The organism is Halorubrum sp. F4, from assembly GCF_027257195.1.
Taxonomy (GTDB): domain Archaea; phylum Halobacteriota; class Halobacteria; order Halobacteriales; family Haloferacaceae; genus Halorubrum.
This window is the reverse complement of sequence record NZ_JAPDFS010000002.1, coordinates 474,908-497,858: the sequence shown is the minus strand read 5'-3', so window position 1 is coordinate 497,858 and position 22,951 is coordinate 474,908. Positions and strand designations below refer to the sequence as shown.

General features: G+C 69.3%; 23 protein-coding genes and 1 tRNA gene. 9 read left to right on the top strand and 15 right to left on the bottom strand.

What is annotated here, in order from left to right:
- Window positions 1-70 precede the first annotated feature (70 nt).
- The gene (locus tag OKW78_RS07245) at window positions 71-1,087 is read left to right on the top strand and encodes a hypothetical protein (protein ID WP_281194515.1); all 1,017 of its coding nucleotides are present in this window, start codon (window positions 71-73) and stop codon (window positions 1,085-1,087) included.
- Between the two features lie 132 nt (window positions 1,088-1,219).
- On the top strand, window positions 1,220-1,993 hold the full coding sequence (locus OKW78_RS07240; RefSeq protein WP_281194514.1) for an RlmE family RNA methyltransferase: 774 nt from the start codon (window positions 1,220-1,222) through the stop codon (window positions 1,991-1,993).
- 6 nt (window positions 1,994-1,999) lie between these two features.
- Here OKW78_RS07240 and OKW78_RS07235 read toward each other — a convergent pair whose 3' ends face one another.
- The 4 genes from OKW78_RS07235 to thsB form a co-directional block, all read right to left on the bottom strand.
- Window positions 2,000-2,500 carry a dihydrofolate reductase gene (locus tag OKW78_RS07235; protein WP_281194513.1) on the bottom strand — a complete coding sequence of 167 codons (501 nt, stop codon included), beginning with the start codon at window positions 2,498-2,500 and terminating at the stop codon, window positions 2,000-2,002.
- Window positions 2,501-2,543: 43 nt separating this feature from the next.
- Entirely contained in the window at window positions 2,544-3,560 is a 1,017-nt protein-coding gene (locus OKW78_RS07230; RefSeq protein WP_281194512.1) for an ornithine cyclodeaminase family protein, read from the bottom strand.
- Between the two features lie 72 nt (window positions 3,561-3,632).
- Window positions 3,633-5,069: a hybrid sensor histidine kinase/response regulator gene (locus OKW78_RS07225; protein WP_281194511.1), complete on the bottom strand. Its 1,437-nt coding sequence runs from the start codon at window positions 5,067-5,069 to the stop codon at window positions 3,633-3,635.
- Between the two features lie 258 nt (window positions 5,070-5,327).
- On the bottom strand, window positions 5,328-6,986 hold the full coding sequence (gene thsB / locus OKW78_RS07220; RefSeq protein ID WP_281194737.1) for a thermosome subunit beta: 1,659 nt from the start codon (window positions 6,984-6,986) through the stop codon (window positions 5,328-5,330).
- A gap of 256 nt (window positions 6,987-7,242) precedes the next feature.
- Here thsB and OKW78_RS07215 point away from each other — a divergent pair, with 256 nt between their 5' ends.
- Window positions 7,243-9,771, top strand: coding sequence for an extracellular solute-binding protein (locus OKW78_RS07215; RefSeq protein WP_281194510.1), 2,529 nt, complete (start codon window positions 7,243-7,245; stop codon window positions 9,769-9,771).
- Window positions 9,772-9,818: 47 nt separating this feature from the next.
- Here OKW78_RS07215 and OKW78_RS07210 read toward each other — a convergent pair whose 3' ends face one another.
- From OKW78_RS07210 to OKW78_RS07195, 4 genes are all read right to left on the bottom strand, one after another.
- Window positions 9,819-9,977 carry a hypothetical protein gene (locus tag OKW78_RS07210; protein WP_203227803.1) on the bottom strand — a complete coding sequence of 53 codons (159 nt, stop codon included), beginning with the start codon at window positions 9,975-9,977 and terminating at the stop codon, window positions 9,819-9,821.
- Window positions 9,978-10,248: 271 nt separating this feature from the next.
- A tRNA-Ser gene (locus OKW78_RS07205) sits at window positions 10,249-10,330 on the bottom strand.
- Between the two features lie 27 nt (window positions 10,331-10,357).
- Window positions 10,358-10,672 (bottom strand): hypothetical protein, encoded by a 315-nt coding sequence (locus OKW78_RS07200; RefSeq protein WP_281194509.1) that lies wholly within the window; start codon window positions 10,670-10,672, stop codon window positions 10,358-10,360.
- Between the two features lies 1 nt (window position 10,673).
- Complete coding sequence (locus tag OKW78_RS07195) at window positions 10,674-11,054, bottom strand: Rid family detoxifying hydrolase (protein ID WP_281194508.1); 381 nt, start codon at window positions 11,052-11,054, stop codon at window positions 10,674-10,676.
- 133 nt (window positions 11,055-11,187) lie between these two features.
- Between OKW78_RS07195 and OKW78_RS07190 the strand changes: the two genes are divergently transcribed.
- A complete protein-coding gene (locus OKW78_RS07190; protein WP_281194507.1) occupies window positions 11,188-11,580 on the top strand; it encodes a zinc ribbon domain-containing protein in 393 nt (130 codons plus the stop codon).
- A gap of 39 nt (window positions 11,581-11,619) precedes the next feature.
- Here the strand turns inward: OKW78_RS07190 and OKW78_RS07185 are convergent, their stop codons facing one another.
- The 3 genes from OKW78_RS07185 to OKW78_RS07175 form a co-directional block, all read right to left on the bottom strand.
- Window positions 11,620-11,931, bottom strand: coding sequence for an MTH1187 family thiamine-binding protein (locus OKW78_RS07185; RefSeq protein WP_281194506.1), 312 nt, complete (start codon window positions 11,929-11,931; stop codon window positions 11,620-11,622).
- Window positions 11,932-12,059: 128 nt separating this feature from the next.
- Entirely contained in the window at window positions 12,060-12,998 is a 939-nt protein-coding gene (locus OKW78_RS07180) for an alpha/beta fold hydrolase (protein ID WP_281194505.1), read from the bottom strand.
- Complete coding sequence (locus OKW78_RS07175; protein WP_281194504.1) at window positions 12,995-13,426, bottom strand: hypothetical protein; 432 nt, start codon at window positions 13,424-13,426, stop codon at window positions 12,995-12,997. Before OKW78_RS07175 ends, OKW78_RS07180 begins: the two co-directional genes overlap by 4 nt.
- A 322-nt stretch (window positions 13,427-13,748) precedes the next feature.
- Between OKW78_RS07175 and OKW78_RS07170 the strand changes: the two genes are divergently transcribed.
- The 3 genes from OKW78_RS07170 (at window position 13,749) to OKW78_RS07160 (ending at window position 16,607) form a co-directional block, all read left to right on the top strand.
- Window positions 13,749-14,924, top strand: coding sequence for a DUF4013 domain-containing protein (locus OKW78_RS07170; RefSeq protein WP_281194503.1), 1,176 nt, complete (start codon window positions 13,749-13,751; stop codon window positions 14,922-14,924).
- 105 nt (window positions 14,925-15,029) lie between these two features.
- Window positions 15,030-16,097 carry an mRNA surveillance protein pelota gene (locus tag OKW78_RS07165; protein ID WP_281194502.1) on the top strand — a complete coding sequence of 356 codons (1,068 nt, stop codon included), beginning with the start codon at window positions 15,030-15,032 and terminating at the stop codon, window positions 16,095-16,097.
- 30 nt (window positions 16,098-16,127) lie between these two features.
- Entirely contained in the window at window positions 16,128-16,607 is a 480-nt protein-coding gene (locus tag OKW78_RS07160) for a hypothetical protein (protein WP_281194501.1), read from the top strand.
- A 25-nt stretch (window positions 16,608-16,632) separates the two neighbouring features.
- Here the strand turns inward: OKW78_RS07160 and OKW78_RS07155 are convergent, their stop codons facing one another.
- The 4 genes from OKW78_RS07155 to glyA form a co-directional block, all read right to left on the bottom strand.
- Complete coding sequence (locus tag OKW78_RS07155; RefSeq protein ID WP_281194500.1) at window positions 16,633-17,634, bottom strand: ornithine cyclodeaminase family protein; 1,002 nt, start codon at window positions 17,632-17,634, stop codon at window positions 16,633-16,635.
- A 48-nt stretch (window positions 17,635-17,682) separates the two neighbouring features.
- The gene (locus OKW78_RS07150) at window positions 17,683-17,967 is read right to left on the bottom strand and encodes a hypothetical protein (protein ID WP_281194499.1); all 285 of its coding nucleotides are present in this window, start codon (window positions 17,965-17,967) and stop codon (window positions 17,683-17,685) included.
- 298 nt (window positions 17,968-18,265) lie between these two features.
- Entirely contained in the window at window positions 18,266-18,676 is a 411-nt protein-coding gene (locus tag OKW78_RS07145; RefSeq protein ID WP_281194498.1) for a DUF3054 domain-containing protein, read from the bottom strand.
- A gap of 97 nt (window positions 18,677-18,773) precedes the next feature.
- Window positions 18,774-20,021 carry a serine hydroxymethyltransferase gene (glyA, locus tag OKW78_RS07140; RefSeq protein WP_281194497.1) on the bottom strand — a complete coding sequence of 416 codons (1,248 nt, stop codon included), beginning with the start codon at window positions 20,019-20,021 and terminating at the stop codon, window positions 18,774-18,776.
- A gap of 220 nt (window positions 20,022-20,241) precedes the next feature.
- Here glyA and OKW78_RS07135 point away from each other — a divergent pair, with 220 nt between their 5' ends.
- Complete coding sequence (locus OKW78_RS07135) at window positions 20,242-21,057, top strand: transcriptional regulator TbsP (protein ID WP_281194496.1); 816 nt, start codon at window positions 20,242-20,244, stop codon at window positions 21,055-21,057.
- A gap of 126 nt (window positions 21,058-21,183) precedes the next feature.
- Window positions 21,184-22,905 carry a YcaO-like family protein gene (locus OKW78_RS07130; RefSeq protein WP_281194495.1) on the top strand — a complete coding sequence of 574 codons (1,722 nt, stop codon included), beginning with the start codon at window positions 21,184-21,186 and terminating at the stop codon, window positions 22,903-22,905.
- Window positions 22,906-22,951: the final 46 nt, after the last annotated feature.

The following is a 22,951-nucleotide window of genomic DNA, read 5'->3' as shown; positions in this document are numbered from 1 at the left end:
TTCCGACCGGTCCGGCTCGACAGTCCGGCCGAATCGTCAAATCATTTCCCCGGGAGCGTGTAGTGCGGCCATGGGACACGAGTGTGACGACTGCGGCGAGACGTTCGAGACGCTCTCACGCCTCCGTCTCCACGACTGTGGCAACGACCACTCCGACGGGTCTCTCGACGCGTCCGAAGTGTCCGGCGTCTCCGACACGGCCGGCGTGAATGACTCGACGTCCCCGTCTTCCGGCGGCGGCTCCGGCCGATCCGTCGCCGAACTCGACGACCCGCTCGACCGGGTCGCCGACGGCGACGTCGACGCGATCCATCACGCGATCGCAGCCTTCGAGTCGACGCTCTCGGCCGCGCTCGACGAGGGCGGGAGCGGAGACACGTATCGCGAGGTGTTCTGGTCGTACTACGAGCCCGTCGCCGACGCGCTCGACGCGGCGACACGGTCGGAGGGACGGGACGTCCTCGACGACGTGATGGACGCGTACGACCCGGCCGCGGACGACGAGCTCCCGCTCGTGACTCCCGCGCTCGCCAACGTGGTCGGCCGGTACGTGATCCGCACGCGACTGGCCGACGGCGTCGAGGCCGTACCGATCACGTCGCTCGAGTATCTCGATGCCGTCGCGGTCGACGCCGCGGACGGCGACGACATCGCGCTCGAGGAGGCCCACGCGTACGGGTGGGGGATCGGGCATCCGGACCACTCGATCGTCGACCGTCTCCGCGCCCGGGCGAAGTCGGGCGATCTCTCGGTCAATCCGACGCTCGAACACGCCTTCTACGCCGACCAGTACGCCGCGGTCGACGCCCTCGAACGGCTGGTGGGAGACGAGTCGATCGACGGAACGTTCCCCCGAGTCAATCGCGACGATATGCCGTATCGACGGTACCTGCTCGACTGCGTGTACGATCTGAAAACCGACGACTCACGACCGCGGACGCCACGCTATTACGACTGGGCCGGGGAGTTCGACTACGCGTTCGAACTGGACGAGGCGGTCGAACGGCGCGTTCGCGACCTCGTCGAGGGGACGGGGTTCGACGCGGAACTCCCGGACGACTGGACGCTCCGTGACCTCGGGATCTAGGGATCCGACGCGACGACCTCCGGCCGGTCCCACATCCGACGTGCCTTTCCGGTTCGACCGCGTCACGTCCGGTATGACCACGATCTCGCCGTCGACCCGCGATCGGAACCCCTCGAACTCGGTGAGTCGCCCATGAGCGGGAAGGACGACTACTACAACCGCTCGAAACAGCAGGGGTACCGGAGCCGCGCCTCCTACAAGCTGAAACAGCTCGACGAGGACGCGGACCTCCTCGCACCCGGCGACACCGTCGTCGACCTCGGGGCCGCGCCGGGCGGCTGGCTCCAGGTGGCCGCCGAGGAGGCGGGCGAATCGGGGACCGTGATCGGCGTCGACCTCCAGCGCATCGACGACCTCGACGAGCACGGCGTCGAGACGATCCGCGGCGACATGACCGAGGAGCGCACCCGCCACTACCTGCGGGAGGCGGTCGGCGAGGGCGGCGCGGACGTCGTCGTGAGCGACATGGCCCCCAACATGACCGGCGAGTACTCGCTGGACCACGCGCGGTCGGTCCACCTCGCCCGGCAGGCGTTCGACGTCGCGAAGGAGCTGCTCGCGCCCGGCGGCGACTTCGTCGTGAAGGTGTTCCAGGGCGAGGACCTCGACGGGTTCCGCGACGAGGTCGCCGACGCGTTCGAGTACGTGAAGACGACGTCGCCGCCGGCCTCGCGGGACGCCTCCTCGGAGGTGTACCTCGTCGGCAAGGGTCGGATGACCGCCACCGTCGCGGTCGGCGACCGACTCGAGGTCACTATCGAGGAGCGCGGCGACGAGGGCGACGGCATCGCGTACGTCGACGGCTACACGCTCTTCGTCCCCGACGGGGATCCCGGTGAAACGGTCGCGATCGAGGTCAGGGACGTCAAACCGCGGTTCGGGTTCGCGGAGCGGATCGAAGGGTAACGCGATTCACTCTCCCGCCGACCGCCGCCGCCACTCCCGGAGGGTGAACCGTTCGTGATCGGTCTCCTCGATCACCTCCCACTCCGTCTCGTCCCACGCCGGGTACCGCGTGTCGCCCTCGTAGACGCCGTCGACGTGGCTGAGCGCCATCTCGTCGACGTGCGGCTGGAACAGCTCGTAGATCGCCCCGCCGCCGAGGACGTAGACAGTCTCGACGCCGTCCTCCGTCGCCGCCTCGCGCGCCCGATCGAGGGCCGCCTCGACGTCGCCGGCGACGACCGCGGTCGGCACGTCGACGGCGTCCACGCTCCGGCTCACGACGATCTGTCGGCTCCCCGGGAGGTCATCGCGCATCGAGTCGAAGGTACGCCGGCCGAGGATCACCGGCGAGCCCGCGACGCGCTCGCGGTACTGCCGCACGTCCGCCTCGATGTGTGGCCAGGGAACTTCCCCGTCGTTGCCGATCACGCCGTTCTCCGCGAGCGCCGCGACGCTGACGAGTCGCATACCGATCGCTCGGGCTTGGCGATATAAAGTGACGCGACCGAACCTACTCCGCGAGGCCGAGCAGGTCGAACGGGTAGCCGTTGTCGTTGTCGTCGGCCTCCTCGTAGACGACGCGGGCGGCCGCGACGTCCTGGATCGCGAGGCCGGTCGAGTCGAAGACGGTGACGCCGGACACGCCCTCCTCGCCCGTGTCCTTGGCTCCCGCACGCCCGGCGCGGTTCCCGACGACGATCTCGCCGATCTCGCCGTAGACGTCGTCGTCGCCGAGGACGCCGGCGGCGTACGGGACGTTGATCTCGCCGGAGTGGGTACACTGCGCGTGGTCGTCGATGACGATCGTCGCGTCGAGCAGGAGGTCGTCGGCCAGCTCGTGTTTGCCCTCGGCGTCGGCGCCCATCGCGTTGACGTGGGTGTGTTCGCCCACGTCGTCGGGGCCGACGATCGGGTCCTCGACGGGCGTCACCGTCGAGAGCACGTCGCAGTGGCCGGCCTCCGAGATCGAGCCCGCGCGCACGTCGAAGCGGTCCTCGAAGGCGTCGATGAAGTCCGCCACGCGCTCCTCGTCGAGGTCGCTCACGACGACCTCCTCGATGTCGCGCACCGCGGCGATCGCCTCGAGCTGGGTGTACGCCTGGACGCCCGCGCCGACGATCCCCATCGAGGTCGCGTCCGGGACCGCGAGGTGGTCGGTGGCGACCGCGGCGGCCGCGCCGGTCCGCTTCATCGTGAGCTCGGTCCCGTCCATGATCGCGAGCGGGAAGGCGGTCTCGGGGTCCGAGTAGATCATCGTTCCCATCACGGTCGGGAGGTCGTGGTCTGCGGGGTTGTCCGTGTGGACGTTCACCCACTTGATCCCGGCGGCGTCCCAGTCGCCGGCGTCCATGTACGCGGGCATCGACCGGAAGTCGCCGTTGTACTCGGGGAGGTCGATGTACGACTTCGGCGGCATCTGGGCGTCGCCGCGCTCGTAGGCGGCGAACGCGCCCTCGACCGCTTCGATGACGCGGTCCATTCGTGCGTTCTCGTCGACGTCCTCGCCGTTGAGGAGCAGCGTCTGCATACCGCAACTCTTGCCGGAGGGGTACTTATCCCTGCTGAAGCGTTCCGGTTTCGGCGGCACGATCCGACCCGACTACGCCTCGATGCCGACCGGGTCGAGCCCGACGCCGGTGACCTCGAAGCGTGCGCCGCCGTCGGATCCCTCCGTCACGTCTATCTCCCACCCGTGGGCGGCGACGATCTGCGAGACGATCGCGAGCCCGAAGCCGCTCCCGTGGTCGGACGTGGTGTGTCCCCGCTCGAAGACCGCCTCGCGGTCCGCCGGCGGGATCCCCGGTCCGTCGTCCTCGACGTAGAACCCGCTCTCGTCCTCCAATACGCCCGCGGTAATGGCCACGGACTCGCCGGCGTGGTCGACGGCGTTCCGCAACAGGTTCTCCAGCGCCTCGACCGTCCGTCCGGGGTCACACCGGACCGTCGTCGAGTCGTCGACCTCGAGGGTGGCATCCGACAACAGGAGGTTCTCGCTGCTCGATCGGACCAGCGATTCAAACTCGACCGACGTGCGGTCGTCGATCGTCGAGCCCCGCTTCGCGAGCGTGAGCAGCTCGTCGATGAGGTCGTCCATTCTGGCGAGCGCAGACGCGCTCGTTTCGAGATACGGACTGTCGTGATCCTCCCTCGCGAGGTCGAGGTTCCCGTCGGCGACGTTCAACGGGTTTCGGAGGTCGTGTGCGACGGTCGACGCGAACCGTTCCAGCCGTTCGTTCTTCTCGACCAGACTCTTCTCGTAGTACTTCCGGTCGGTGATGTCCCGACTGAAACCGCTGATGAAATCGACCTCTCCCCGGTCGTCGGTGACCGGGATACACCGCGATTCGATCCACGCTTCGAACTCCTCGGACCTGTTCACGCGGTACTCGATCCGGACGGTCTCCCCGTCTGAGATCCGCTCCATCGCGTCCCTGACACGGTCGACGTCGTCGCGATGTATCCGGTCGAGGAACGACTGTGGGTCCGATCGGAGTTCCTCGATCGGTCGGCCGAAGACGGTCTCGTACGCGGAGTTGGTGAAGTGGAGCTCCTGCCAGTCCGCCGAGAATATCCACAGCACGTCGTCGGTCGCCGAGGCGAGCGACCGGAGCTTCCGGTCCGTCCGCTCCATCCGTCGTTGGGCGCGTTCGTGTTCGACGGCCGAGAGGACCTTCCGGGCCAGAAGCGGGGAGGGGTCGCCGATGGCCCGGTGGATGACGTAGTCGGTGACGCCGGCGCTGATGCTCTCGCTCGCGACCTCCTCGTCGCCCGTCTCGGTAAAGAGGATGAACGGGACGTCGTCGCCGTCCTCGCGGATCGAACGGAGGTAGTCGAGTCCCGTCCGCCCCGGCATGTGGTGGTCGCTCAGAACGCAATCGACCCGGTGATCGGTTCGGACCGCTTCGGCTTCGTCCACCGATTCGGCGGTTCGAACGCCGATCCGGTCGTCCTCGCGCTCGAGGCGCCGAGCGACCAACTCGAGGAGTTCGGCGTCGTCGTTGACGTAGAGAACAGACACGTCCGTCGCTCCAGCCATTACGGGAAAGTGACAGCACCGGAATAAATACGCTTCGCATCTAGTTATCAACCGCGATAATCAACGGTCGCGAGCGTCGTCCCAAAGTCCTCGACCGGACACGAACGGCTCACTGTTCGCATCGCTCGCCTAGAAAACCGGAGAACGGGTGGATCCGATCGGTCGATCGGCCGACTGATCGATCAGCCGACCGGTCGATCGGTGATCGTCGACGTCGCGAACGGAGTGGCGGCTGTGTGGGCGATTACTCGCCTGACTTCACATCGCGCCGCCCATGCCGCCCATGCCGCCCATGCCGCCCATGCCTCCCATGCCGCCGGCGCCGCCCTCGTCGCCGTCGCCGGAGGTGGAGAGGTCGCCGGCCGCGATGATGTCGTCGATCTTTAACACGAGGTTCGCGGCCTCGGCGGCGGACGCGACCGCCTGCTCCTTGGCGTGGGCAGTCTCGACGACTCCCGCCTCGAAGGTGTCCTCGACCTCGCCGGTGAAGACGTTGAGCCCGGCGTGTTCGTCGCCCGACTCGTGGGCCGCACGGAGGTCGACCAGCAGGTCGATGGAGTCGAGTCCGGCGTTCTCGGCGAGGACGCGGGGGATCAGCTCGAGCGAGTCGGCGAACGCCTCGACGGCGAGCTGCTCACGCCCGGAGACGGAGTCGGCGTAGTCGCGGAGCCGACTCGCGAGCTCGACCTCGATCGCGCCGCCGCCGGGCAGCGTCCGCCCGTCCGAGACGGTGGTCGCGACCACGTCGATCGCGTCGTTGATCCCGCGCTCGAGCTCGTCGACGACGTGCTCGGTCGAGCCGTAAAGCAGCAGCGTCGCGCCGTGGGGGTTCTCCCCCTCGACGTAGAACAGCTCCTCCTCGGCGTCACGGGTGACCGAGCCGACCGCGACGTCGTCGGCCGACAGCGAGTCGATGTCGGTGACGATCGTCGTGTCGAGGACGTTCTTGAGGAACTTCATGTCGGACTTCTTGGTCCGACGGATCGCGAGAATACCCTCCTTCGCGAGGTAGTGCTGGGCGAGGTCGTCGATCCCCTTCTGACAGAAGACGACGTCCGCGCCGCTCTCGACGATCGCGTCGACCTTCTCGCGGAGCTGCTTCTCCTCCTGGTCGAGGAACTTCTGGAGCTGGTCGGGCGAGTCGACGTTGACCGAGGTGTCGACGTCGGCCTCCTCGACCTCGATGGCCTCGTTGAGCAGGAGGACGTTCGCCTCCTCGAAGTCGGTGGGCATGTCGTCGTGGACCGGGTCCTTGTCGACGACCGCGCCGGAGAGCAGCCGGGACTCGCCGGCCGAGCGACCGGTCCGCGTCTCGATGTTCAGGTTCTGGAGGTCGACGACGTGCGAGCCGTCCTCGGCCTCGACGGTGACGTCCTGGATCGCGCGGACGACGAGGTCCGCGAGGACGTCCTTCTCGAGCTCCGCGCCCTTGCCCGTCATCGACGTCTCGGCGACGTTCTTCAGCGTCTCCGTGTCGTCGGGGTCGACGGCCGTGGCGATGTCGTCGACCTGCTCGCGGGCGTACTCGCTCGCGAGGTTGAATCCCTTGATCACCGCGGTGGGGTGGATGTCCTGCTCGAGGAGCTCCTCGGCGTTCTTCAGGAGCTCGCCCGCGATGGCGACCGCGCTCGTCGTGCCGTCGCCGGCCTCGTCCTCCTGGGTCTCGGCGACCTCGACGATCATCTCGGCGGTCGGGTTGTCGATGTCCATCGTCTGCAGGATGGTGACGCCGTCGTTCGTGATGGTGACGTCGCCCATCGAGTCGACGAGCATCTTGTCCATCCCCTTCGGCCCGAGCGTCGAGCGTACCGCCTCCGCGACGCCGCGCGCCGCGGAGATGTTGTACTCCTGTGCGTCCTTGTCCTTGACGCGTTGGGCGTCGTCGCCCATGATGATCATCGGCTGACCCTGCTGCATTCGCTGGCTCATACAACGCTTGATTGATTGTGATTCTATATAAACGTATCGCAAGCGCGTCCCTCGGACGAACCGTTCGAGACGGGACGCCGATCGACAAAACTCCCGGACTGGGGAGCCACGGATCGAGAATAATGTTGACCATTCTCATGGATTTTGACGTGTGAGATCGATGATGAGGGCGGCCTTTATATTTGAGTATCATCCGTGAGATCGATGCCCATCCGTTATTAGGGGGGACCGAAAACGTCGGCGTATGGATGGGTTCGAGGGTCCGGTGGAGGGCTCACACGGAACGTGGTCGGTCGGCGACCGTGTCGGGAGGACGCCCCGGTGGACGACGTATCGCGGAACCGACGAGGAGGGCGATCCCATCGCGATCAGGACGCCGACGGGAACCGTCCCCGAGGACCGGCACGACCGGTTCGACGCGCTCGCCCGCCAGTGGGGAACCGTCGACGAGCGGCGGACCGTCCGGGGACTGCTCGACTGGGGAACGGATCCGGAACCGTGGGTCGCGGTCGAGTACGTCCCCGACGAGCTCGAGGCCTGGGCGACCGGTGCCACGCTCGAGGCCGCGCGGGCGTGTGACCCGCGGACTCGGGCGGAGCTGCTCTTCGACGTGTGTGAGGTCCTCCGAACCTACTCGCGGTACGGCTCCACGCCGTGTCACCTCGCGCTCCACCCCGACTGTCTCTCCTTCCGCGTCGACGACGAGGGACCGGTCGCGGTCGTCGACGACTGGGGGCTGAGCCGGCTCGTCGAGGACCCGCCGCCGACGCCGTACACCGCGCCCGAACAGCTCGAGGACGACCACGCGTCGAAGCGGACCGACGTCTACCGGATCGGCGCGCTCGCCGCCGCGGTTCTCGGGAACGGATCGCCGTTTCCCGACGTCGACGCCGACGATCCGGGGGCGCTGGCCGCCGCGATCCGCGAGGGGATCGACGTCGACGCCCTCGCCGACGACCTTCCGGAGGGGGCGATACGGCCGACGCGCCGTGCGACCGCGACGGACCCGGCGGATCGGTACGCGACGACGTATCCGCTGGGCCGTGACCTCCTCGACGCCGTTCCGCCCGTCGACACGGCGGACCGCCGGGCGGACACGCTCGCCGCGACCGTCGTACCGACGCCCGAGGCGTCGGATGCGGAGTCCGGATCGGCCGATTCGGAGACTGAAGCCACTGGATCGGAGAGCCGATCCGCCGAAACCGGATCGGCGACGAAGGGCGAGGAGGACGCGAGTACCGCGGACGCGAGTACCGCGGCCGCCGCCACGACCGACGCGAGCGATCCGGGCAGCGAGCCGACCGACGGGGACGCCGACGGCTCCGACGAGGGCGGCTCCAGACGATCGTTCCTCAAGTACGGGGTCGGCGCGTTCACGCTCGCCGGCGTCGGGCTCGGCGGCCTCGTCGCGATGGATCGGAACGATCCCACGGCGGAGCCCCTGCAGGGCGGGACGACCTCGACCGACGGCTCCGGCGACGGAACGGGGACCGAGACCCAGTCCGAGGGCGGGGAAACGGAGTCGGAGGAGGACGCCGCCACCGAGATCACGGGCGGGACCGTCACCGTGGACGTCGGCTACTACCAGTGGGGCGAAGAGCTTCCGGCGGCGTTCGCCGACTCGGACGTCCCCGACGTGATCGACTTGGAGCTCCGTTCGGGATCCGGCGGGGAGGAGCGACTCCGGGAATTCATCGCTCGTGTCGAGGGAGGCGAACCGGTGCCGGACGTGCTGCTCGTCGGCGGTCAGGAACTCGGCCCTCTCTTCTCCGCGGACGCGACCGAGCCGCTCTCGACGCACGCGAGCGACCACCGGATCGGGGAGGTGTTGGACCGGACGTTTCCCGCGCTCGACATCCCGGCACGCCACCCCGGAGACGGGGAGGTTCACGCGCTGCCGTACTCGTTCATGCCACAGGGGACCGTTTACCGGAGAGCACCGTTCGAGGAGGCCGGGTTCGGCGACGCCGAGGCGTGGATGACCGACCCGCCGAACTGGTCCGAGTGGTCGCAGATGGTGGCCGATATCCGGCGAGAGGCGGGGTTCGTTTGGAACGGCCGCGGATCGATGCTCCCCCCGACGTTCACCGGCGTGTTGGGCGGGTTCGGCGGGTCGTACTACGAGGCGAGGGAGACGGCACCGTCGAACGACACGACGGTGACGATCGCGGACACACCTGGTTTCCGGGCGGCGGACGTCCTCCACGACCTCGCGCTCGGCGGCAACCGGGCGAGGCTGTCGATCGAACGGGCATCCGCCGAGGAGGTACTCGATTACGGGTACTCAGAGACGATGAACACGTACTTCGATGGGGCCGCGGTCGCCGCCTTGCTCCCCCTCTCTCTAGCGATCGACGGTCCGGATCCGGTCGATCCGCAGACGCACGGCGTGATGCCGATGCCCGCGGGGTTGGAGGGGTCCCGGACGACCGTGTACGGCCAGTACGTCGTCGTCAACCCCAACACGGAACTCCTCGGCGAGGCGCTCGCGGTCGCGAGGGGATTCCGTTCGTCGAGCGTCGCGTCGCTCATCGTCGACCAGGGACAGATCCCCACGATGAACGGGGACCCCTTCTCGGTGGACGCTCTCGAGTCGTCACCGTACGAACCGTACGCACCGGCGATCCGGTTCATGGCCGAGAACGCGGTCGTCGAGCCGCCGACGGCGACGTGGTACCGCGAGCGGGCGGCGATCGCGAATAGTCTCTTTCGGGCCATCGTGGACGATCCGGAGGAAATTCGAGGCGTTGCGGCACGACTCCGTGAGGAGTGAAAAACGAGGACCGTCCGATCGGATCGGCGGGGCGGCTACTCGGCCGTCTATTCGTCCAGATCGACGAGGTACTCCGTGTCCGTCACGTCCGACGTCGGCTCCGGCGGTTCGTCGTCGGCCTCGAGCTCCCGTCGGGCGAGGTGGTCCTCGAGCTGCTGACGCTTTCCTCTCCCCTTCCGTTCGCGACCCGATTTCGTGTCTGGCATCGTCACCCGTGACAATACTTCCCACACACATTAAGGTTATGTCGGGGTTTCGAAACGCCACGCGCGTCGCTCGGCGTTCGAGACGTCCAGAAACGCCAGGAGAGGGGTTTGAACCGGAACCGGACGTGCTCGCTCACTGCTCTCGGCTTCGCCGCTCGCTTGCCGAGGCGCTCGCTGTGCGCGACCGGTAGGGTTCAAATCCTCCGGCGCTTTGCTGTCGCAGAACTCACTCGTCGCTTCGCTCCTCGTTCGTTGTTTCGACGGCGAAAGACGCCAGGAGAGGGATTTGAACCCCCGATCCCGGAAGGGAACACGCTTTCCAGGCGTGCGCCTTACCACTCGGCCATCCTGGCTCGTTCGAGACTAAATCGGTGGGACTGTTAAGTCCTTCTTTTCGCCCCCCGTCGAGCGATCCGGTGTTCCGTGAGGTACGCCAGCGTGCCGGCGGCGGCGACGACGACCGCGGCCAGTCCGAACAGCCACGCGTACCCGAAGGGGAACGACCCGCCGGTGAGGAGGTATCCCTGCGCGGCGACGAGGAACGCGAACCCGCCGATCGCCCCCCACAACCCCGCGGAGCGCAGCCGGTTCCGCCGCGTGGCGGGGACGCCGGTGGCGGCCGTCTCGGAAGCGGCGGAGTCGGTCCCGGAAGCGGGAACCGCGTCGCCCTCGCGGTCCTCGTCGCCCTCCCTCATCTCACTCCACGCTCGCGACCGCCTCTATCTCCACGCCGATGCCCTTCGGGAGCGCGCCGGCCTGCACCGCCGACCGCGCCGGAGGTGACTCCTCGAAGTAGCCGGCGTACACCTCGTTCATCTCCTCGAAGTCGTCGATGTCGGCGAGGAAGACGGTCGTCTTGAGCACGTCCTCCGGTTCCGCGCCGGCCTCCGCGAGGACCGCGAGCAGGTTGTCGAGCGCCCGTTCCGTCTGCTCCGCGATCGGGGCGTCGTCGAGGAGTTCCCCCTCCGGTGTCAACGGGATCTGGCCGGCGGTGAACACGAGGTCGCCGTTCGTCGTCGCCTGGCTGTACGCGCCGACCGCCTCCGGGGCCGCGTTCGTGTGGACGATGTCCGTCATGCGTCGGCCCCTTCTATGCGGACCACTAAGTGTGTCGGGGACGCGGCCGATCCGACCGGGGTCCGACTCCTTCGACCGAGGACCGACCACCCGACCGTCGGACATAATAGCGTCGAGTGCTAACGTTACACATATGTCGGTGGCACTGCTCGCCGCGCTGCTGGCGGGGATGCTCCTGATCAACCTGGCGGTCGCGTGGGGGCTCGCCCGTCGGAACCGCGGTCCCGGTGACGCGACCGGCTCGGCGAGGACGTCGGCGGACGGGGATCACACCGGATTCGACGCGTTACTCGCCAAGCGGCAGGGCCCGGACGCGTCGACCGACGCCGACGCCCCGCGGGACGGGAACGCCCGGACCGACGACCCGCCGCCGCTCGAAGGCGACGGAGAGACGGTCGTCTGCGGGCACTGCGGCGCACGAAACCGGTCGGGATACCGCTACTGCCGCTGGTGCGTGCGGTCCGCTCTCGTCGAGGACGGCCGTCGTCGCGGTGACGCCGCCGGAGCCGCGCGTCGGCCGCTTTGAGGCGGTCGACGGATCGTCACCGAGGTGGCGAGGTGATCGTCACCGGTCCCGCTTCGCCTCGCGCCCGAGGTGCTCCTCGACCGCTTCGACCTTCCGATCGGCCGTGGTCTCGACGGTCCGTTTGTCGTCGATCTTCAGGAACGTGGAGACCCGGTCGCCGTCGACCGCACGGTGGGCGGCCCCGACCGCCTCGAGCAGCGTGTCGACGTCGTCGGCCTCGATCACGGTCCCCATCGGGTTCGTCTCGTAGCTCACGTCGAAGTCGTCGAGGGCGGCCACCGCCTCCGCGACCTCCTCGGCCATGCTTCCCTCGATCACCGGTGCAACGCTCAACAGGGCGACGACGGTCATGTTCGGGGATACGCGAGTCTACGGCATAAATGCCGTACCCGGCCGGCGCTGCGGTCGGGAGCCCATCGGATCCGTCCCGGTGCGGCGGCCGACGCCTCCGCCCGTTCGTCTTCACCCGTTCGTCCCCGCTACCCGTCGAACGCGTCCCGCAGGAACGAGAGCTGGTGGCCGACGGCCGGCTCGAAGTCCGCCCCGAACGGGGAGAAGTGGTCGGCGGGCATGGAGACGACGGTCCCGCGTCGAAGGTCCGCGGCCGCGTCGACGACCGCCTCGGCCGAAACGATCGGATCGTCGGTGCCGGCCAGAAGCAGGGTCGGTGCGCGGATCTCCGCGAGCCGCTCGCCCGGTCGGTAGTTGACGAGCCGCAGGAGCGACCGAGCGGGCGTCTCGTTCCGCCAGGACGACTCCCGGTCGACGAGGTCCAGATAGCCCCGCTTCGTTCCCGGCTCGGTGATCGCGGCGAGCTCCGCTTTCTCGCCGACGATCGGGACCGTTCGGCCGCGACCGAACCGGTGGCCGAGCAGGTCGCGGACGCCCGCGAGGCCCGCACGGGCGACGTACCGACCGCCGCGATCGGTGACGATCGCCCGCGCGTCGAGGACGGGCGTCACCGCGACGACGGCGTCGACGTCCCGGCGGTCGGCGGCCAGCGTCAGGACGTGTCCCGCCGACAGCGACGCGCCCCAGAGAATCCGGTCGCGGCCGACCGCGTTCACGCGGGAGAGACGGTCGATCGCGCCCGCGTAGTCGTCGCGCTGGCGACCGGGATGGACCAGCCGGGAGTCGCCGTCGGAGTCGCCGAACCCGCGATAATCGAAACAGAACGCGGCGTAGCCGGCGTCGGCGAACCGCTCGGCGATCGCCGGATACCCGAACCCGCGTTCGGCTCCGAGGCCGGGAGCCATGACGACGACCGGCGGATCGCCGTCGTCACCGGCCGGAAGGTAGAGCGTCCCCCGACAGGTCTCCCCGTCGACGTCGAACGCGAGGTCACGAGTCGAGAATCGCTCGCGCGGCGGCCGGGCGAGCAGCCGCTGGGCGCGGTTCACCGGATTGCGTCGAGTCACGGCGTCGGATCCTCCGACGTCCTTTCGTCCTCGTCGCCGTCGGACTCGTCGGATTCGGCGTCGCCGTCGGACCCGTCGCCCTCGACGTGCGTGAGCGTCCCCAGAACGCGCGTCGAGAACTCGGTCTCGGTCAGTTCGTCCGCGAGGAGCCCCTCGAACCACGCCGGCTCGGCCGCCCACGTCCCGAGCGGGTCGCCCGGCGCTCGTATCACGGTCGCCTCGACGCGCACCGGCTCCCACGCGTCCGCTTCCGCGCGGTCGATGAGGGCGTTGAGCGCCCGTCCGATCTCGCGGCGATGGACCTCGCGGCCGGGAAACGCAGTCATGTACGTCACCTCGAGCGGGTCGCCGGCGTCGATCGACTCGACGCTTACGCCGTAGCTCCGGAGCGTCGGTTCGACCCCGCTCGTCGGTTCGTCGTCGCTCATACCGGACGGTCGGCGGGGTGGGATAAATCGGTACCGGCGCGTCGCTTCGGGATCGATGTCCCGGGAGTCCGAGCGGAAAGCCGCTGACGGGGGCCGTCGAGTCCGACGGCCGACATCGAGTCTGTCAGAGGCACACGATTGTCCCGCGCGGCCAGGAATTGGTACTCCATCCCGAGTCATAAACGCTCGGTGAACGATCTTTCAGTTATCTGGCTTACAGACTCCGATCCCCTCTTCGGGATACCCGACGACCGTCCCGTCGTCCCGGAGTGAGTTAGCTTCCCCCGCCAGAATTTATACGCGTTCCCACGGAGCATGTGATATGCTCCGGGCCGCGCTGGCGACGCCGCTTCGCTCCGAGGACGCGGCCGGGACGCTGATCATCGGGACGGTCCTGACGCTCCTCTCGTGGATCGTTACGCCGCTCTGGCTGTTCGGAACGCTCACCGTGCCCCTGCTCGTCGTGACCGCGCCGCTCGCGTTCGCGCCGGCGCTCGTCGCCCGCGGCTACCTTCTGCGGGTGATCGCCGTCGGGATCGAGACGGGCGACGGCTCCGCGTACGTGACGGACGCCTCCCCGGAAGCGCCGCCCTTCGTTCGCTGGGGACGGCTCTACCGCGACGGCCTCGCGTCCGCGCTGCTCACTGCGGCGTACCTCCTCCCGCTCGTCGTCGGACTGGCCGCGATCGCGGTCGCCGGCGCGTTCATCGAGCTCGGGAGGGTGGATCCGACACCGCTCGCGGAATCGGTCGCGGGGACCGATCCGGAGGGCCTCCCGGGCGTCGACGCGGCCGTGCCGCCCGCCACGCCCGCCTACGGGATCGTCGGCGCGTTCCTCGTCGTCGTCTCGCTCGCGTACCTCGTCGCGTTCGCGTACGTCAGGCCGGCGGCGCTCGCCGCCCTCGCCGCGGGAGGCCGGCTCCGCGACGGGCTCCGTCCAGCAACGGTCGGCCGCATCGCGCTCTCGGGCGAGTACGCGGTCGCGTGGTCGCTGGCCATGATCGCGTTGCTCACGGGATACGTCCTCGCGGGGCCGTTCGTCCCGCTCCTCGTCGGAGTCGCCGGCGTCTTCGTGGTCCGCGTCGTCGTTCACACGCTGTACGGCCTCGGGGCGAGCCACGCGGTCGAGCACGCCGGATCGGTCGCCTCCGTCGCTGACGAGCACGTCGCCGACGCCGAGTCGGGGACTTCACACGGATCGAGTGTCTCCGCCGTCGAATCGTCTCCGGGACCGGGTCCCGTCGATTCGGAGATCGATCCGGCGGTCCAGACCGGGCGATCCGTGCCCGGCGGAACCGTGGATCCGGTTCCGGAGGAAGTCGGGACCGTCGATCTCGACTCCCTCGTCGAGGGGGCCGGCGGGGATTCCGACGACGGCGGCGATCGCGCCGCCGACCACGTCGACGACCGCGCCGCCGACCGCGACGAACTCGATGACGACGGCGATGACGATCGTCCGGATGCGGGCACGGCCGACGAGTTCGACTGGGGGCCGTGAGCGGCCGGCGTCGTGGAGCCGTGGCCGGCGATTCGTCGTCGCTCTCGCCCGCGACCGTCGAGGACGGAAGCCAAGAGTTGATACCGTCCCGATCGAACGCCCGATATGCGCATCTCCGAGCGGGGCTACGGCGAGGAGGGCCGGGAGCGGCTCACGCTCGTCCCCGAGAACGTCGACGACCTCTGGCATCTGGCACACGTCCTCGAACCCGGCGACCGCGTCGAGGGCGACACCACCCGCCGGATCCAGCGGAACGACGACCAGATGCGGGACACGGGCGGACAGCGCGAGCACGTCTGGGTGACCCTGGAGGTCGAGGACGTCGAGTTCGCGCGCTTCGCCAATCGGCTCCGCGTCTCGGGCGTCATCGTCGCGTGCTCCCGGGAGGACCAGCTCAACGCTCACCACACGATCAACGTCGAGGAGCACGACGAGATCACGGTCGAGAAGCACTTCAAGCCCGACCAGACCGAGCGGTTGGAGGAGGCGACGGAGGCCGCGGAGAACCCCGACGTCGCCATCGCGACCGTCGAGGAAGGGGCGGCGTACGTCCACACGGTCCAGCAGTACGGCACCGAGGAGTACGCCTCCTTCACCAAGCCGACAGGGAAGGGAGAGTACTCCCGGCCGAGAGCGGAGCTGTTCGCCGAGCTCGGCGACGCGCTCTCCCACCTGGACGCCGACGCGGTGATCCTCGCGGGGCCGGGATTCACCAAACGGGACGCCCGGGACCACATCGCCGAGGAGTACCGCGACCTCGACGACCGGATCACCACGGTCGACACCTCCGCCGCGGGGGACCGCGGCGTCCACGAGGTGCTCAAACGCGGCGCGGTCGACGAGGTGCAGAAGGAGACGCGCATCGCGAAAGAGGCGAGCCTCATCGACGAGCTCACCGAGAACATCGCGCAGGGCGCGAAGGCGACGTACGGGCCCGAGGACGTCGCCGAGGCGGCCGAGTTCGGCGCGATCGAGACGCTGCTCGTCGTCGACGAGCGCCTCCGCACGGAGCGACAGGGCGACGGCGACTGGGAGATCGACGTCAACGAGACCATCGAGTCGGTCGAGCGGCAGGGCGGGGACGTGGTCGTCTTCTCGGCCGACTTCGCCCCCGGCGAACAGCTCTCGAACCTCGGCGGGATCGCCGCGATCCTCCGCTACCGACTCCAGTGACCGACCGACGATGACCGACGACTGACGACGATGACCGACGAACCACGCGGATACGACGAGAAGCACTACTCACGGACGAAGGAGGGCGCGAGCTACTGGGTCGAGCGGTTCTTCTTCGCGGGGATCGAGCTGGCGGTCCTCGCGTCACCCGCGCTGGTCCTCTCGCTCGTCCTCCAGGCCGTCTTCCCCGACGCGGTTCCGCTGGCCGGCATCGCCGCCCTCGTCGGCGGATCGGTCGCCTTGACGCTGTTTCGCACCCGCGCGGTCGACGCCGGCGAGTGGCCGCGGCTCGGGGAGGTCAAGAGCGCCCCGCTCTGGATCGCGTACGTCTCGGCGACGTACCTGGTCGCCACCGTCGGCGTCGCCGCCGCCGTGACGGCGCTTTCGGGACCGCTCCCGCTCGCGTTCGTCGGCGGCGGGGTCGTCCAGACGCTCGGGCTCGCCGCGTTCCCGACCGTCTACCGCGCCGTCCACGGCGAGCCCGTGAGGCGGCGGAGCCGGCGGACGTAAGCCACCCAGACCGTCCTCACTTCCGCTACTTTCCGGTGAGCGCCTCGCTCGCGGGCGCGAAGTCGATCGTCTCGCCGATCCCGGCCTCGCGGGCGCGCTCGTAGAGCATGTGGGCGGCCGCGACCGTCTCGATCCCCGTGCCCCCGGAGTCGAAGACGGTCACCTCGTCGTCGCTCGTGCGGCCCGGGTGACTCCCGGCGACGACCTCGCCGAGGTCGGCGGCGATCCCGGTTTCCGCGTCGACGAGGTTCGCCTCGACCGCCGCGAGGAACGAACCGGCGTCCCGCGTCGCTCGGTCCCGGAGGTCGGGAACGTACGTCGCGCGCGCGACCAGCTCGGGCGGGAGCTCGTTCTTTCCCGGGGCGTACTGGCCCATCGCCGTGACGTGCGCGCCCGGTTCCACGTCGGCGTCGTCGATCACGGGGTCGCTCGACGTCGTCGCCGTGATGACGACGTCCGCGCCGGCGAGCGCCTCGCTCGCGCTCTCGACCGCGCGGACGTCGGCGTCGAGTCGGTCGTCGAACTCCGCCGCGAACGACTTCCGGTTCTCGGCGGTCGGCGAGAAGACGCGAACCGTCTCGAAGTCCCGGACCGTCGCGGTCGCCCGGAGCTGGCCGCGCGCCTGCGACCCGCTGCCGATCACCGCGATCTCGGTCGCGTCCTCGCGGGCGAGCGCGTCGACGGCGACCGCGCCCGCCGCGCCCGTCTTGAACGGGTTCATCGACGCGCCGTCGATCACCGCAAGCGGCTCGCCGGACTCCGCGTCGAAGAGCGGCGTCATGAACCACGCGTCCCGCTCGCCGAAGCCGGACGAGTAGGTGTATCCGCCCATCGCGCCGGTCTCCGGGAGCAGCGCGACGTAGGTCGTGAGCATGCCCGGCGGGTCGTCGCGGCCGAGTTTCGTCCGCGGCTCCGCGGGCGCGCCCTCGCCGATCTCTCGGTATCCCTCGCGGACGGCCGCGACGTAGTCGGCCGGCTCGGCGAGGTCGTCGACGTCGGCGCTCGTGAGAAACAACGTGTCGGTCATACGTCTCCCATCGGGACGGGGTGACTAAACGGTACAGGCCGCGGCGATTCAGTCCGAGCCCGAGCCGGCGAAGGGTCCGCCACCGGGCGGTGAACCGGTCGAGGGACCGGCACCCGACGGCGGGGCGGCATCGGGGGTGGAGCCGGCCGCGGTCCGATCCGCGTCGTCCAGGGGTGCCCGCACGAACATCGCGTGGCCCATGAGCGCCAACGCGACGCCCGCGCCCACGGGAACGGCCGCCGTCAACGACAGCCCGACCAGGTTCAGGAAGGCAGTCACGCCGATCAGGGCGGCCGGAATGAGTCCGAGGACGTAGTCGTAATACCTACTCATAATTCATGCGATCGTATACCACCCACCCACATAATATTTTCGTGTACCTCCGTAGTCATGGCTGCCGTGAACATGCATAATTTATTCATAACTTATGATACGTGCGTGGACGTCTCGAGCCGAAACGAACGGACGATATATTCAGTCAGAGACGGGCGAAAACACGGAGTGGTTCCGGTGGAGGGTGTCGCCGGAAGCGCGGGACGAAGCGAGAACTGAACGAGAAACCGAGGCTATCGTACTCGATGCGTCTACAGAAGAACAAGGCGAGTGCCTCGGGGCTTGACCCCGAGGCGGTTCACCGTACTCGGAAGTAGACCGCTCGCCACCCGCCGAGCGCGACCGCGCCGGTGACGAGGATGACCGCGACGAAGACGGGAGCGACGCCACCGCGGAACACGAACGCGCGCAGGGCGAACCCGACGGCGGCCGCGGGGATCCACGAGCGCACGACGAGCGGCACCGACGACTTCGCGGTCTCGACCGCGCCCGCGGAGTACGCGCCGACCAGCGGCGCGAGGAGGGCCCATCCGATCAGGAAGGGAGCCCACACGCCGAGCATGTAGGTCGGCTCGTTCGCGAGGAACTCGGCCGGTCTGTGGCTGAGCGTCCCGACGGTCAAAAGCGCCATCAACACGAGGACGTCGCCGATCGCGAGCGGCACGGCCGCGCGATCGAGACGCCGGGCCAGAAACGACTGGTCGTCCATACGCCCCCGTCGGAACCGCCCCTACTTTGTACGTACGGATCCGCCTCGGTGGGGTCGGCAGCGTCGGCAGCGTCGCCGTCGACCGGTCATCCGTCGTTCACTCGTACAGTGGATATTCCCGGCAGAGTTCGACGACGCGCTCGCCGACCTCGTAGATCACGTCCTCGCTTTCGGCGTCGTCGATCACGCGGTGGATGAGGTCGCCGACCTCCCGCATCGCCTCGGCGTCGAAGCCGCGGGTCGTGAGGCCGGCCGTCCCGGCGCGGATCCCGGACGGGTCGAACGGCGACCGGGTCTCGTCGGGCACCGTGTTCCCGTTGAGAACGACGTTCGCGGCCGCGAGCGCGTCCTCGGCGTCGCCGCCCGAGAGGTCGGGATGCGACTCGCGGAGGTCGACCAACACGAGGTGGTTGTCGGTGCCGCCGGAGACGAGCGAGAGCCCGTGCCCCTGGAGCGTCTCCGCGAGGGTCTCGGCGTTGTCGACGACGGTCTGCGCGTACTCCTCGAACTCGGGTTCGAGCGCCTCCTTGAACCCGACGGCCTTCCCGGCGACGTTGTGCATCAACGGACCGCCCTGCCCGCCGGGGAACACCGACTTGTCGACGTCGTCGGCGAACTCCTCGTCGCACATCACGATCCCGCCGCGGCCGGCGCGGATCGTCTTGTGGGTGGAGCCGGTGACGAAATCCGCGACGCCGACCGGCGAGGGGTGGACGCCGGCGGCGACGAGCCCGGTGATGTGCGCGATGTCCGCGAGGTGGTACGCGTCGACGGCGTCGGCGGCCGCCTGGATCGCCTCCCAGTCGACCGTCCGCGGATACGCGGAGTAGCCGGAGACGATTATGTCGGGATCGAACGACTCCGCGGTCTCGCGGAGCCCCTCGTAGTCGATGTAGCCGGTCTCGGGGTCGACCTCGTACTGCTCGACGTCGTATATCTGTCCGGTGAAGTTGGCCGGGTGGCCGTGCGAGAGGTGCCCGCCGTGGTTCAGGTCCAGAGAGAGGATCCTGTCTCCCGGCTCGAGCACCGAGTAGTAGACCGCCTGGTTCGCCTGCGTCCCGGAGTGGGGCTGGACGTTGACGTGCTCCGCGCCCCACAGCTCCTTCGCGCGATCGATCGCGAGCTCCTCGACCTCGTCGGCGTACTCACAGCCGGCGTAGTAGCGCGCGCCGGGGTAGCCCTCGGCGTACTTGTTCGTCAGGACGCTCCCCTGTGCCTCCAGGACGGCCTCGCTGACGTGGTTCTCGCTCGCGATCATCGCGAGCGTCTCCTCCTGTCTCGTCCGCTCGCCGGCCAGCGCGTCCGCCACCGCCGGATCGACCGCCCGGAGGTTCTCTTGGTCCATACGCATCGTCGCGTTCGAGGGCACATTAAGCCTGTCCGTCCGCACACGGGACGGGTACGTACCGCTCATCGAACCGGCCATCCGACCATTCATCGAGCCGGTCATCGGACCGATCATCGAATCGGCCGATTTCATCCGGTAGACGCCCCCAAACGACGTTGTTCGCTCTCCGCGTCCCGTTAATATTAAATAGATATCGGGATTGTATACGAGGAGATAGATGGTGTCGAATTTATTGGAATCGGACGTGAAAGACGTCCTCGAGGTGGCGTTCGCCGGGTCCGACGAGGAGTTGTTCGTCGTCGATCCGCCGGCGTCGACGATCGTTTCGCTCGTTGACGCCGCCGTCGCTCGCGACGACCTCCCGACGATGTCGATGCTCGCGGACGAGCGCGTGCTGAAGGACGTCATGGACGACTTCCTCGTCGCCTCGAAGGCCGCGGACCTCCTCGAGTCCGGGACGTTGACGCTTCGAGTCCTCCCCGAGGACGTCGACAACGCGCTCTTCGTCTCCGAGTCGAAGGTCGTCGCGCTCGTGAGCGCGGGGGACCGCGTCGCCGCCCTCTCGACGACGGACGAGGCGTTCGTCTCCGAGGTCTTCGAGACGCACCGCGACGCGTTCGAGGACGCCGAGGAGTACGCGCTCCGCACCCCGTCGATCAGTCGCGTTCGCGAGACGATGGCGGCCGACATCGGCGAGGACGTTCGCGACGACTTCGACGCGGTGCTCGCGTCCCTGGAGAGCGCGGGCGGGGACGACGGCGGGCTCGACGAGGTGACCGTCTCGCTCCTCGTCGCCGCGCGAAACGACGTCCTGTTGTACGACATCTCGAAGTGGGGCGAGGACGTGGGGATCGCCTCGAAGGCGACGTTCTCCCGGACGAAGACCCGGCTCGAGGACGTCGGCGTCATCGACACGGAGAAGGTCCCGATCGACGTGGGTCGCCCGCGGCTCCGGCTCAAACTCGGCGACGACCGACTGGTCGGCGTCGACACCGAGGAGTTCGCCGCCGCGGCCGCCGAGCTGCTCGCGTAGCGGTTCCCGTTCTCGTTCCCGTCTTCGCGGGCTTCCCTTCCCGTCCCCACGGACCTACCTCCCCGCCTTCGCGGGATCGTGGCCGTCCCCGCGGGCTTTTTTTGCCTCCTCCCCGTCGACCGTCCCATGGACATCGGACTGGTCGGCGACGGCCCCGCGGTCGAGGCCGTCTCGGCCGCGCTCGGCGACGTCGACGTGAACGTGATGCCGGTCGAGCCGTCGCTGCTCGACGGGTTCGACCTCGCCGTCGTCGTCGACACGACCGGATCGGCCGCGTTCGACGTCGCGAACGACTCCCTCGACCGCTGGATCGCCGTCGAGGTCGGCGGGCTCGGCGGCGTCCCCCTCGCGGACGTCGACGCCGCGGTGACGGTCCTCGACGACGCCTGCTACGACTGTCTCCGGACCCGCGTCGCCGCTCGCGACGCGGAGGCCGCTGACGCGCCGAAGGGGAGGCGCTCGGCGGTGCGGTACGCGGGCGCGGTCGCCGGGCGGTCGACGATCCGACTGCTCGCGGGCGAACCCGTCGCCGATACGATCCGTGAAGTCCCCGGATCGACTCGATCGTTGCTTCCGGTTCCCGGCTGCGGCTGCGGTCCCGAACCCGGCGCGGCCCTCCCGATCGAGGGCGAGACGCGGTCGGTCTCCGCGGCGATAGAGCGCGCGGAGCGGGGCGTCGATCCCCGAGTCGGACCGATCGGTGAGGTGGGCGAACGCGAGTCGTTCCCGGTGCCGTACTACGTCTCGCACGTCGCGGACACGACCCGGTTCTCCGACGCTCGAGCCGCGGAGTTCGCCGCGGGAGCCGCGGACGACTGGGACGCCGCGTTCATGAAGGCGCTCGGCGAGGGGTTCGAGCGGTACGCCGCGGGCGTCTACCGGGAGTCGTCGTTCACGACCGCGACCGCCGACGACGTGGCGAACCCGGTCACGCCCGACGCGTTCGTCCGGCCCGACGACGCCGAGGCGTACTCGCCGGAGGACCGCCTCGCGTGGACGGCCGGCGAGCGGCTGGGACCCGCCGAGGGCTCGGACGCCGGCGAGGTCGTTCACCTCCCGGCCGAGTTCGTCCACTTCCCGCCGCCTGAGCGCCGGTACCGCCCCCCGATCACGACCGGGCTCGGTCTCGGCAACACCGGGGCGGAGGCGGCGCTGTCCGGCCTGTACGAGACGATCGAGCGGGACGCCACGATGACGACGTGGTACTCGACGACGGAGCCGCTCGGGCTCGAGCTCGACGACCCGGTCGTCGACCGGCTCACGAAGCGCGCCCGCGCGGAGTCGCTGTCGGTCTCGACGCTGCTCGTGACGACCGACGTCGACGTTCCGGTCGTCGCCGCCGGCGTCCATCGGGACGGCGAGTGGCCCCGGTTCGCCGCCGGGTCCGGCGCGGACCTCGACCCGGTCGCCGCGGCCCGGGACGCGATCGCGGAGGCGCTCCAGAACTGGACGGAACTGCGGTCGATGGGGCGGGAGACCGCCGACGAGCAGGGTGCCGCGATCGGCCACCACGCCGACTTCCCGGACGCGACCCGGGAGTTCTTCGCTCCCGACGCGACGGTGCCGGCGGCGGGGCTCGGGGAGCCCGACGTCGCCGGAGACCACGGCGGGACCGCCGAACTCGACGCGGTCGTCGACCGGGTCCGGTCGGTCGGGCTTGACCCGGTCGTCGCGCGCACGACGACCCGCGACGTGGCCGCGCTCGGCTTCGAGGCGGTCCGCGTCCTCGTCCCCGGCGCACAGCCGCTGTTCACCGGGGATCCGTTCTTCGGCGAGCGGGCCCGCGAGGTCCCCCGGTCGATGGGGTTCGAGCCGACGCTCGACCGGGAGTACCACCCGTTCCCGTGATCGAGCGCTCCCCTCCGCGAACCGTTCTCCGTCCCGTCCGCGAACC

Bases quoted from the DNA above. Each gene is read 5' to 3' on its own strand.
- OKW78_RS07245 (WP_281194515.1), top strand. From the start codon at position 71: ATGGGACACGAGTGTGACGACTGCGGCGAGACGTTCGAGACGCTCTCA.
- OKW78_RS07240 (WP_281194514.1), top strand. From the start codon at position 1,220: ATGAGCGGGAAGGACGACTACTACAACCGCTCGAAACAGCAGGGGTAC.
- OKW78_RS07235 (WP_281194513.1), bottom strand. From the start codon at position 2,500: ATGCGACTCGTCAGCGTCGCGGCGCTCGCGGAGAACGGCGTGATCGGC.
- OKW78_RS07230 (WP_281194512.1), bottom strand. From the start codon at position 3,560: ATGCAGACGCTGCTCCTCAACGGCGAGGACGTCGACGAGAACGCACGA.
- OKW78_RS07225 (WP_281194511.1), bottom strand. From the start codon at position 5,069: ATGGCTGGAGCGACGGACGTGTCTGTTCTCTACGTCAACGACGACGCC.
- thsB (WP_281194737.1), bottom strand. From the start codon at position 6,986: ATGCAGCAGGGTCAGCCGATGATCATCATGGGCGACGACGCCCAACGC.
- OKW78_RS07215 (WP_281194510.1), top strand. From the start codon at position 7,243: ATGGATGGGTTCGAGGGTCCGGTGGAGGGCTCACACGGAACGTGGTCG.
- OKW78_RS07210 (WP_203227803.1), bottom strand. From the start codon at position 9,977: ATGCCAGACACGAAATCGGGTCGCGAACGGAAGGGGAGAGGAAAGCGT.
- OKW78_RS07200 (WP_281194509.1), bottom strand. From the start codon at position 10,672: ATGAGGGAGGGCGACGAGGACCGCGAGGGCGACGCGGTTCCCGCTTCC.
- OKW78_RS07195 (WP_281194508.1), bottom strand. From the start codon at position 11,054: ATGACGGACATCGTCCACACGAACGCGGCCCCGGAGGCGGTCGGCGCG.
- OKW78_RS07190 (WP_281194507.1), top strand. From the start codon at position 11,188: ATGTCGGTGGCACTGCTCGCCGCGCTGCTGGCGGGGATGCTCCTGATC.
- OKW78_RS07185 (WP_281194506.1), bottom strand. From the start codon at position 11,931: ATGACCGTCGTCGCCCTGTTGAGCGTTGCACCGGTGATCGAGGGAAGC.
- OKW78_RS07175 (WP_281194504.1), bottom strand. From the start codon at position 13,426: ATGAGCGACGACGAACCGACGAGCGGGGTCGAACCGACGCTCCGGAGC.
- OKW78_RS07170 (WP_281194503.1), top strand. From the start codon at position 13,749: ATGCTCCGGGCCGCGCTGGCGACGCCGCTTCGCTCCGAGGACGCGGCC.
- OKW78_RS07165 (WP_281194502.1), top strand. From the start codon at position 15,030: ATGCGCATCTCCGAGCGGGGCTACGGCGAGGAGGGCCGGGAGCGGCTC.
- OKW78_RS07160 (WP_281194501.1), top strand. From the start codon at position 16,128: ATGACCGACGAACCACGCGGATACGACGAGAAGCACTACTCACGGACG.
- OKW78_RS07155 (WP_281194500.1), bottom strand. From the start codon at position 17,634: ATGACCGACACGTTGTTTCTCACGAGCGCCGACGTCGACGACCTCGCC.
- OKW78_RS07150 (WP_281194499.1), bottom strand. From the start codon at position 17,967: ATGAGTAGGTATTACGACTACGTCCTCGGACTCATTCCGGCCGCCCTG.
- OKW78_RS07145 (WP_281194498.1), bottom strand. From the start codon at position 18,676: ATGGACGACCAGTCGTTTCTGGCCCGGCGTCTCGATCGCGCGGCCGTG.
- glyA (WP_281194497.1), bottom strand. From the start codon at position 20,021: ATGGACCAAGAGAACCTCCGGGCGGTCGATCCGGCGGTGGCGGACGCG.
- OKW78_RS07135 (WP_281194496.1), top strand. From the start codon at position 20,242: ATGGTGTCGAATTTATTGGAATCGGACGTGAAAGACGTCCTCGAGGTG.
- OKW78_RS07130 (WP_281194495.1), top strand. From the start codon at position 21,184: ATGGACATCGGACTGGTCGGCGACGGCCCCGCGGTCGAGGCCGTCTCG.